This is a genomic window from Kitasatospora sp. NPDC002965, from assembly GCF_040611255.1.
Taxonomy (GTDB): Bacteria; Actinomycetota; Actinomycetes; order Streptomycetales; family Streptomycetaceae; genus Kitasatospora.
The window spans coordinates 23451-33252 of record NZ_JBEXNT010000110.1 but is presented as its reverse complement, the minus strand read 5'-3'; the positions used below and the strand labels follow the sequence as shown (position 1 = coordinate 33252).

The following is a 9802-nucleotide window of genomic DNA, read 5'->3' as shown; positions in this document are numbered from 1 at the left end:
TCGCCACCATCCTCGCCGTCGTCGCCGGACTCACCCTCGCCTCCTCCGCCTCCTTCGCCCACGACCTCTACGCCAACGTCATCCGCCGCGGCAAAACCAGCGAGAAGGAAGAGGTCCGCTCCGCCAAACTCGCCGCCGTCGCCATCGGCGCCGTCGCCATCGTCCTGTCACTCTTCGCCGACAAACTCAACACCGCCGCCCTCGTCGCACTCGCCTTCGCCGTCGCCGCCTCCGCCAACCTCCCCACCCTGCTCTACTCCCTCTTCTGGAAGCGCTTCAACACCACCGGCGCCGTCAGCTCCGTCTACGCCGGACTCATCAGCTCCGTGCTCCTGGTCGCCTTCTCCACCGTCGTCTCCGGCAAACCGACCTCACTCCTCCCCAACAGCGACTTCCACTGGTTCCCGCTGGAGAACCCCGGCCTGGTCTCCATCCCCATCGGCTTCCTCGCCGGCGTGATCGGCACCCTCCTCTCCAAAGAGAAGGCCAACCCCACCAAGTACGCCGAACTCGAAGTCCGCTCACTCACCGGACTCGGCGCCCACTGACCCCACCCGACACCCCCACCCGAACGAAACCGCCCCCCGAAGACGGAAACCCCCCGTCCGGCCCCGCGCACCCCGACCAGGACCGCGCGGGACCGGACGGGCCCACGGGACCAGGCCGGTCCCGTCCACAGGGCGTGTCAGCGGCCTCGCAGGCACCGGCCTGGGGTGGTCCCGCTTGGACGCCGGCCTGAGAGACGCCCGGATCGGGTTGATCACACACGTCTGTGTGGTGGCCCGGGCCAGGTCGCGGTGAACTGCATCGGGCAGGCCCTTGAGGTCGTCGAGGGTGGCGGTTCAGGCGTCGTCGACGCCGCGGTTGCGAGGTTTCGGACAGCATCGCCGTCCATGTGGTGGCGTCCTCGTCCTCGGAGTCGACCCACTGCCCCAGGAGGTCCTTGCGGCCGTCTGTGTCGACCCCGACCGCGAGGTGGACCGGCCTCGAACTCACCGCACCGGAGAGGATTCTCACCCGCAGCGTGTCGATGTGGATGGTTGGCCGGACCGGGTCCGGCGGCCTGTTGTGCCGGGTGGTGACGGCGTCGGTGACCTTGCCGATCAGGTCCGGGCCGAGCTCGACGCCGTGGACGGCGGCCAGGTGGGAGCGGATGTCCCGCACGCTCGTGCCGGGGGTGCGGCAGGATCCGCTCGGTGTACCCGGCCGGCCGCCGCGCGTACCTCGGCACCAGCAGCGGCTCGGACTCTCCGTTGCGGTCCCTGGGCCCCGCCACCGTCACCGCTTCCACATCGGTCAGCACCGTCTTCGGCGAGGTGCCGTTGCGGCTGTCGCCCGAACCTCGGCCGGCCACATCGTGCTCGTCATGGCTCAGGTGTTCGTTCATCTCCGCCCCCGGCGCCCGGCGCCCGTTCCGGCACGGCCGGGTGATCCGGGTCAGCGGTCCGACCTCGCCCAGCAGGGCCGCCTCGCAGGCATCGGTGCGGTCCTTCCGCCGCTCGACGACCAGCGGTCAGGACGGCCCGGCGGCGCAGGGGGGCTCCGCTTCGGAACATGGGTGGTTCCTCCCGGGTGGGTGGGAGCGGGTGGCGAACGCGTGGCCGGCCGGCCTGGTCGTCCCCCGCGAGGTGTGAGGAGCGTGGAGTGTCGCCGGAAATGCACGAGATAAGTCATAAACGAACACAAGTCGACAGGCAAGGGGAATGACACCCGGGTCGCCGCCATGTGTCAAGAGTTGGTGCGAACCTGGGGCCGGCAGGTCGAGAAGCTCCCCGTCCGGCGCGTGAGGTGGAGCTGTCGTGGCGGTGATGCACCGACCGGCGGCCGGCTCGCCCGGTACCTATGGTTCACCTACTGCTTGACCGCGCCGAAACCCAAACGTGTCCAACCGTTTGTCGCCTGAAAGCTCCTAGGTGTGGGCAAATAGACGCTCCGTCAGATTTCGTCGCTGTGTGTTCAGGTGTCGTTGCGGGCCCGTTCCCTTCCGGGGGCATGCTCGGTCGTTGGCTCCCTGAGTTCCCGTCGAGGCGGCACGGGCATCGATGCGGCCCGGTCCACGACGGGCCGGGGGCCGACGGGCGAATCCTGACGCTGCCGCAGTCCGAGTTCGGCAGACGAATCGGTGTTGACTTCTGATTGATCGACCGACTTGCGTGACACGCCACGTTTGATTCAGCCGGCTGATCGGCCTGGCACGCGGAGCCGCACGTGCCCCTACCCCTCCCAGCCCAAGGTGGACCCATGGCCCTCGACCAGCCGTTCCCGGCTCTCGTGACGGCAGGGGGCGCGTCTGTCTCGCACGCATGCTGTCCGCCGGCTCGAACGGCGCGAAGAGCGACCGCGCCGGCATCGCGCCCGTGAGCGGGAAGATCTCGACGCCCCGTCCGCAGAAACACGGCAGGCGATCGAACCACGCCACGGAGTAGGGCCGCCCGTCTCCTGTTCGCCTGCGCCTCGAACCGGTCCTGACACCTCCGGACGGCCCCACGAGCAACACGTCCCTTCCTTCAACCATCCCGAAGGAGTTCCCGTGTCCTTGTCCCGACGCACCTTCCTGAACGCCGCCGCCGGCGTCGCGATGGCGAGCAGCTCCGGCCTGCTCGCCTCCGCACCCGCACGCGCCGCGACCAACGCGGCCGCCGCCGGACCGTACACGCCGACCTGGCCCTCGGTGGGCCGGCACACCGCCGCACCCGAATGGTTCCAGGACGCCAAGTTCGGCATCTACTTCCACTGGGGCGTCTTCAGCGTCCCCGCGTACGGCAGCGAGTGGTACCCGCGAAACATGTACCAGACCGGGTCCGGCCCGAACGAGCACCACATCGCGACCTTCGGAACCCCGGCAGCCTGGCCGTACCACACCTTCATCGACGGTGGCCGCGACAAGGCCGGCACCTTCCACCAGTTCGCACCGAAGCTCGTCTCCCAGGGCGGCCAGTTCGACCCCGACGAATGGGCGCGGCTGTTCAAGGCCGCCGGCGCCCGCTTCGCCGGGCCCGTCGCCGAACACCATGACGGCTACTCGATGTGGGACAGCCAGGTCAACGAATGGAACTCCGCCGCCCGCGGCCCCAGGCTCGACCTGCTACGCCTGTTCACCGACGCGATCCGCGGTGAGGGCATGAAGCTGCTGGTCGCCATGCACCACGCGTACAACTTCACCGGCTACTACCAGTACGCCCCCGCCCAGAGCGACCCCAGCCTGAAGAAGCTCTACGGTCAGCTCGACCGGACCGCCGCCAACCGGCTCTGGTACGCCAAGCTCAAAGAGGTCGTCGACCGCGCCCACCCCGACATCATCTATCAGGACTTCAACCTCGACGAGGTCGACGAACAGCGGCGCCTGGACTTCCTGTCCTACTACTTCAACCAGGCCGAGGACTGGGGCAAGGAGGTGGTCTCCACCTACAAGGAGCACGACCCGAGCCCCGGCGAGGTGTACGACTTCGAACGCGGCGGGCCGGGCGATCTGCGCGAGCCGTACTGGCTGACCGACGACTCCGTCAGCGGCTCCAGCTGGTGCTACACCACCGGCATCGGCTACTACTCCACCCAGCAGATGATGCATGCCCTGCTCGACCGCGTCAGCAAGGGCGGCAACATGCTCCTCAACGTCGCCCCGACGGCCGACGGCACCATCCCCCAGAGGCAGCGCGACATCCTGCTCGGCATCGGCGACCACCTCACCCGCTTCGGCGAGGCCGTCTACGACACCCGCGTCTGGACGGCGTACGGGGAGGGCCCGACCGCGATGGGCGGCGGCTCCTTCACCAAGCGGGTCGTCGGCACCGCCAAGGACATCCGCTTCACGCGGGACAAGGCCGGTACCACCCTCTATGCCACCGCCCTCGGCTGGCCCTCCCAGGGACTGACCGTCACCACCTGCTCCCGCAAGCGCATCGACCTCACCGCCCTCACCGGCGTGCGGCTGCTCGGCCCCGCAGCCGGGCAGTCCACCGAGGTCACCGGATGGGCCCAGGACGCCGACGGCCTGCATATCCCGATGCCCACGAACGCACCCTTCCCCGCCCACGCCTACACCCTGCGGCTCACCTTCGCCGACGCCATCGCGCCCCTCACCCCGCACACCCGCATCACCGCCTTCCGCGACGTCGACTTCCACGGTCCCCGCGCGACACTCCCGCTGGGCAGCCACACCGCCGCCCAGCTCCAGGCCGCCGGCATGGCACCCGCGAGCATCTCCTCCCTCCACATCCCCACCGCGTACCGCGTGGTGGGCTACCCCGGCGACCAGTTCACCGGCACCCCGTGGACGTTCACCACCGACACCGCGGACCTGCGCATCACCGGGGCCAATGACCGGATCCGCTCGCTGCGGGTCACCCTTGCGCCCGACGCATGGCTGTGGATCACCAACACCGCGACCGGTATGGCCGTCGACGGCGGCGGCGACGTGCGCGCCGGTTCCCCGGTCAAGCAGTGGACCGCGAACTCCAGCACCAACCTGCAGTGGCACGCGATCGACCTCGGTACCGGCCGCTACCGGCTCGTCAACCGCACCAACGGCCTGGTCGTCGACGCCACCGGTGTCGCGAGCGGCGGCACCGTGTTCCAGAAGACCTGGGACGGCGGCGCCGGCCAGCAGTGGACGATCACCGACCTCGGTACCGGCGCGTACACCATCGCCAACCACGGCAGTGGCCTGCTCCTCGACGGAGCGGGCGCGCGCAACAACGGAGCCCCGCTCAAGCTCGCGGCACCCCGCACCGACGCCACGCTGCGCTGGACCTTCCGCACCGCCCCCTGAACCAGCCGCAGTCGCCGGCCACCGCGACCGCCTGTTGGGGGAGGGCCGGGCGGGGACCGTCTCCTCGACCTCGCCCCGGCCCGCCTCAAAGTCGCCGGACTGGTCCGCGGGCGCACCACCCAGCGCACCGACTCCACCCACGTCCTGGCCACCGTCCGCGACCTCACCCGTCTCAAGCCGGTCCGGGGGTGGGGCGCGAGGCCCCGGAGGAAGTCGCCCGGACGGCCGGCCATGCGCCGGCCGTCCGGGTCGGTGAGGATATGGGGCTGCCTCCACGGCCGACCGGTACGTCTGGGCACGAACCCCACCCGTACGGTGCTCGGTGCCACCTGTGTAACGCGGGTTGGCCGGCTCGCTCACGTTGTCGAGGAGATCCTCGACCTCGTACGTATTGGCCTTGTAGGCAAGTGATCCAGCCGTCGATCTGCTGATCGGTGACCCAGGTGCGGAGCTTGCCGGAGCCCTGATCAGTCCGCGTTCACAACAGGGGATACCAGGAGGCGCTGGAGACCTCGTCGATCGCGGCCTGATTCTCTGTCATGTCCCTTGCGATGAAAGCCGGGTTCCTCGTCTGAGGATCCGGACCGTGAAGGTACCAGGCGCGGTGAAACCTGCTGATCTCGCCAAGATGATTGGCGGACACCCACGTATCCTCGCCCCTTGGTCTGTCGGGGCGCCGGTGGGGGGCAACGTGTGATCGTTCATGCCCGGTCAACGTGCCTGCGGCGGGCCGGGGTGCGAGCTGCGGGGCGCGTCGTGCGGGGGTGGGTACCCGGGGCCGGCAGCCATGCCGAATGGCATGTTCGCGGCCGAAATATTGCAGGTCACAGGTCTATTCACCGGGGGCGGGCGGGTCTAGCATTCCCGTCACAGCAGCCACACTGCCCCCCTTTGATGAGCTGCTGAGCACCGGTCGCGTCGGGGATGCGACCGGTGCCTTCCCCAGGCCGGGACCCCGGGCTCCCCCCGTTCCCGCGGTCCCGGCCGACCACGCCCGAGGCTTGCCCGGTGGACACCGCGGGCGCCCCCGGGGAATGCCGGACCCGCCGGAGGTCTGGGGTGCCGATACTCGGGCTTCCTGGGTGCCTGCTGTCCAGCCACCGGGTTGGAAGGAAGACACGGACACCTGCTCGCCACCGGCGCCACCCACAAGGACATCGCCAACGCCCTGTTCCTCTCCGTCCGGACCGTCGAGAACCACGTCTCCCGCGTCCTGGCCAAACTCGGGACCACCCGCACCGACCTCACCCACGGACCGACCTGAACCTGATGGGCCGCCCTGGCCGGCAGCACCGGCCACGTCCCGCCGGCCCTTCCCGTCCGCCAGCCCCGCGGCGGTGACTGGCCGGCTTGCCGCCGGGTGGTCCCAGCGCATCGTCGACCATCACGGTGGCGTCACCGAGGTCACGACGGAGCGGCCGGTGGAGACCGGCCGTTCCGTCGAGGACACCGACGTCGCCTCCCTGGAGGTCCGCGGCCGGATCCCCGAGGAGCGACCTCGGTCGGTCTCTCCCCAACCATGACCCGGCCCCGGGGAGAGACCGCCCGCACCGACCCTGCCGCACCACCGACCGGCGTGATTGTCCCGGCGCTGGCGACGGTCTGTCCGGTGCTGGTCGGCTGCCGGTACTGCTGCTCGCGCTGCTCGTGGTCCTCGTCGGGTGGCTCGGTCCCACCTGGCAGGACGTTCACGGCTCTACGACCGGTGAGTACCTGTCTTCCGATCCCAACCCGGTGAGGGGTCAGGATCCGGAGGGTGTCTAGAGTGCGGCCATGGCCGTCCCTGAGATCATTCCCATCGCGTATGAGCCGGACTATCGAACGAGCACCATCGGCCGGTTCAGCACCGGCCAGTTCCTGGCCTCGATCACCTACGCGTTCCCCGAAGGGTTCGTGAGGGGAGACGGCTGGGAGGAGCACAAGCGGCTATTCGTCGCGCTGCACACGTTCGACGCTGCCGGTCACCATCAAGGTTCCGACATCTGGTGCGCCGGCACGTGGGCGGAGCAGGTGAAGCGTCCACGGGGCGAGGACTCTGTGCTCGCCCGCGCGGAAGCACGGTTGGACGCCGTCCTCTCCGGCCTCCCGGAACGCGAGTACTGCGACATCGCAATCCGGCCGTTCCAGCTCATCAACGACGGTGTGGTCTTTGGCCTTGTCACCGAATGCCATGCCGAGGATCAGGACGGCGAGGAGGACTGGGCTGAGCTGTATCCCGACGGGCTGGGGTTCTCGGCTCCATGGGACGGCCAGTACGACACCTGACAGGCCGGGCGGTCAGCCACCGAGCGGTACTCCGGGAGGCCGACTGTCGGAGGTCGGGCGGGCCTTCGCGGGTCCGGCCGGGTGAAGGGCCTGCAGCGGCCTCGTGCGGCGCTGTGTGGTGTGCATGAGAGCTTCTTCCGCCATCGAGGGCCCGGATTGCCGACCACCCGCGCCGCCGGCACTTCCAATCGGTAGGCGTCCACCCGGGCTCGATAGCGTCCCTGGCTGCGGACATTGATCCGGCAGCGCCCGGCAGCACCCGGCAGCGCCCCCGGGCGGGCGCGGAGGAGCGGCCGGGCGACATGAGCCGCCCGGCCGCTCTGAGCTGTCGGGTACGGCCTACCGGTGTGGGGCGGCCGTGGGTGTGGGGTGGGTCAGCCGCCGATCCCGACGGTGATGTCGTCGAGGACGAAGCTGGTCTGGGCCGAGAGGTCCTCCTGGCCGGTGAATACGAGGGTGACGCTCTGTCCGGCGTAGGGCGAGAGATCGACCGTGCGCAGGGTGTAGCCGGTGGCCCGGTCGAGGTTCGAGTAGGCGGCCACCTCCTGGCCGTTCGCCGTGACGGTGAGCCAGTCGTACCTGTTGGACCGGCTGGTCTCGGCCGTGTCGATGTGCAGCCAGTAGTTCAGCGCCGCGCGGCAGCCCGCCGGGATGGCGACGGTCTGCGAGACGGTGTCCCTGCGGGCGGACCCGTAGCCGTTCAGCCAGGCCTTCCAGGAGCCGCCGTGGCTTGCCTGGTTCGGGTCGGCGTCGAGCACAGCGGGTGTTGCCGTCCAGGGCAGGGCCGCGCCGCTCTCGAAGCCGGCGTTGCCGATCAGCTTGGCCGAGGGGCAGGGGGCCGTGCCGTCGGTGACGGCCCAGGTGAAGGCGGTGCTCGCGGTCGCGCCCGAGGGGAACGTCGCGGTCGCTGTCACGGTCGTCGATCCGGCCGTCCCGGGTGTGCCGGTGATCCGTCCGGTGGCGGCGTCGATCGACAGGCCGGGCGGCAGGTTGTTCGCCGCGTAGGTGGGCGCCCCGGTGCCTCCCGCCGTCGGGATCGACAGGTCGACCGCGGTGCCGAGCGCGGTGACCTGGTCGCCCGGATGCGTGAGCGCGGGCGAGGAGGGCAGTACCGCGCCGACGTTGACGGCGCTCCAGGCGGCGGCGACGGCGGTGTACTCGCCGGAGTCGGCGCCGTACAGGTCCTCGGCCGCGTGCAGGGTCGCGGTCCGGGCGGCGGCGTAGTCGGTGGTGGAGGTCATGTAGGCGGTCAGTGCCAGGTACCAGATGGCGGTGGCCTTGTCCCGGCCGATTCCGGTGAGCGTGGAGTGGTCGAAGGTGGGGCTGTCGTACGCGACGCCGTTGACGGTCTTGGGGCCGCTGCCCTCGGAGAGCAGGTAGAAGAAGTGGTTGGCGACGCCGGAGGAGAAGTGGACGTTGATGCCGCCGATGCCCCGGCGCCAGTAGTCGGCGGAACGGCCGTCCTTGGACGGCTTGTCCATGTAGCGCAGCGGGGTGCCGTTCCCGCGGAGGTCGAGCTTCTCGCCGATCAGGTAGTCGGGGGTGTCGGCGGGCAGGTTGGCGTGGAACTCCACCATGGTTGCGAGGATGTCGCTGGTTGCCTCGTTCAGGCCGCCGGACTCGCCCGAGTAGTTGAGGTTGGCGGTCGCGGCGGTGACGCCGTGGGTCATCTCGTGGCCTGCGACGTCGAGGGAGGTCAGCGGGTGGGTGTTGCCGTCGCCGTCGCCGAAGGTCATGCAGAAGCAGTCGTCGTCCCAGAACGCGTTGGCGTACCCGTTGCCGTGGTGGACCCGGCTGGACGCACCGACCCCGTCGCCGCGGATGCCCTCCCTGCCGAAGGTGTTCTTGTAGAAGTCCCAGGTCGCCGCGACGCCGAAGTGGGCGTCCACGGCGGCGGACTCGCGGTTGGACGGCAGGCCGTCGCCCCAGGTGTCGGTCGCCCTGGCGAAGGGGGACCCGTCGCTGGGGGCGCCGTTGTGCATGTCGGTGGTGTAGGTCCCGCCGCGCGTTCCGTCCTTGAGCTGGTATCCGGAGTCGGTCGGTGTGGTGCCGATCGGGACTTCGCCGACGTGGACGCCGTGGCCCGTGCCGGTCTGCAGACCCTCGAAGGTCCGGATCACCTCGCCCTCGGCGGCGTCGGTGATCACGTGGAGCTTGCTCGGGCCGCCGTCGTCGCCCGTCCGGTCGATCACGGTCTCCCATGCCACGCGCGGGGCGCCGTCGGCCGCCCAGACGACGAGCCGGGGCGGCCGGGTGACCGCTGCCCCGGGCTGGGTGTCGAGCGAGGTGGCCTGAGCCCGTGCGGCGCTCAGCGCGGGGGAGGGGTCGAGGCCCGCCAGGGGTGCGTCGGACGCGCGGTCGACACCGCGCAGGGTTCCGTCCGGGGCCTGGTGCGCCACCAGATCGCCGCCCAGGACGGGGAGCCCGGAGTAGGTCCGTTCGTAGCGCAGGTGCCGGCCGCCGTCCGGGGAGAGAACGGCGTCCTTGGCGACGAGCTTCTCCTGGGGAGCGAGCCCGAGGTATCGGGCGACAGTTGCGCCCTGTCGGTCGGCCGCGGCCAGCGCGGCGCTGCGGCCGGAGACGAGCGCCGGCGTCGGGGAGGGGGGCGCCGCCTGCGCGGTGACTGCCGGGGCGCCGGTCACCAGCAGGGCGGTGGTGACGCCGAGTGCGGCGAGACTGTGGATGGAGGTCTTGCGCTTCACGAGCGCTCCTTTGCCTGCCGACCGCGTGTGCGGTCGGGCGTGGGTCCGCGTCGCAGGGTGCGGCGCG

At 70.5% G+C, this 9802-nt stretch carries 6 protein-coding genes and 2 pseudogenes; 5 read left to right on the top strand and 3 right to left on the bottom strand.

The features are described from left to right. Positions 1-548: pseudogene (locus tag ABZY91_RS31705) on the top strand (cation acetate symporter); the annotation flags it as partial. Here ABZY91_RS31705 and ABZY91_RS31700 read toward each other — a convergent pair. Next, on the bottom strand, positions 526-1164 hold the full coding sequence (locus tag ABZY91_RS31700) for a transposase (RefSeq protein ID WP_355406389.1): 639 nt from the start codon (positions 1162-1164) through the stop codon (positions 526-528). The pseudogene ABZY91_RS31705 and the gene ABZY91_RS31700 overlap by 23 nt on opposite strands. A gap of 97 nt (positions 1165-1261) precedes the next feature. Further along, a pseudogene (locus ABZY91_RS31695) lies at positions 1262-1387 on the bottom strand (IS256 family transposase); the annotation flags it as partial. Positions 1388-2578: 1191 nt separating this feature from the next. On the opposite strand from ABZY91_RS31695, the gene ABZY91_RS31690 reads away from it, so the two are divergent. From ABZY91_RS31690 to ABZY91_RS31675, 4 genes are all read left to right on the top strand, one after another. Beyond that, positions 2579-4768, top strand: coding sequence for an alpha-L-fucosidase (locus tag ABZY91_RS31690; RefSeq protein ID WP_355406395.1), 2190 nt, complete (start codon positions 2579-2581; stop codon positions 4766-4768). Between the two features lie 1105 nt (positions 4769-5873). Further along, on the top strand, positions 5874-6032 hold the full coding sequence (locus ABZY91_RS31685) for a helix-turn-helix transcriptional regulator (protein WP_355406387.1): 159 nt from the start codon (positions 5874-5876) through the stop codon (positions 6030-6032). A 73-nt stretch (positions 6033-6105) separates the two neighbouring features. Then, positions 6106-6291 (top strand): hypothetical protein, encoded by a 186-nt coding sequence (locus ABZY91_RS31680; protein ID WP_355406385.1) that lies wholly within the window; start codon positions 6106-6108, stop codon positions 6289-6291. A gap of 250 nt (positions 6292-6541) precedes the next feature. Continuing rightward, positions 6542-7033: a hypothetical protein gene (locus ABZY91_RS31675; protein ID WP_355406383.1), complete on the top strand. Its 492-nt coding sequence runs from the start codon at positions 6542-6544 to the stop codon at positions 7031-7033. 374 nt (positions 7034-7407) lie between these two features. On the opposite strand, the gene ABZY91_RS31670 is transcribed toward ABZY91_RS31675, so the two are convergent. Further along, complete coding sequence (locus ABZY91_RS31670) at positions 7408-9735, bottom strand: M4 family metallopeptidase (protein WP_355406381.1); 2328 nt, start codon at positions 9733-9735, stop codon at positions 7408-7410. Positions 9736-9802: the final 67 nt, after the last annotated feature.

What these genes read in the sequence shown, in the direction of transcription:
- ABZY91_RS31690 (WP_355406395.1), top strand. Translation starts at nt 2,579, where the DNA reads ATGGCGAGCAGCTCCGGCCTGCTCGCCTCCGCACCCGCACGCGCCGCG.
- ABZY91_RS31675 (WP_355406383.1), top strand. Translation starts at nt 6,542, where the DNA reads ATGGCCGTCCCTGAGATCATTCCCATCGCGTATGAGCCGGACTATCGA.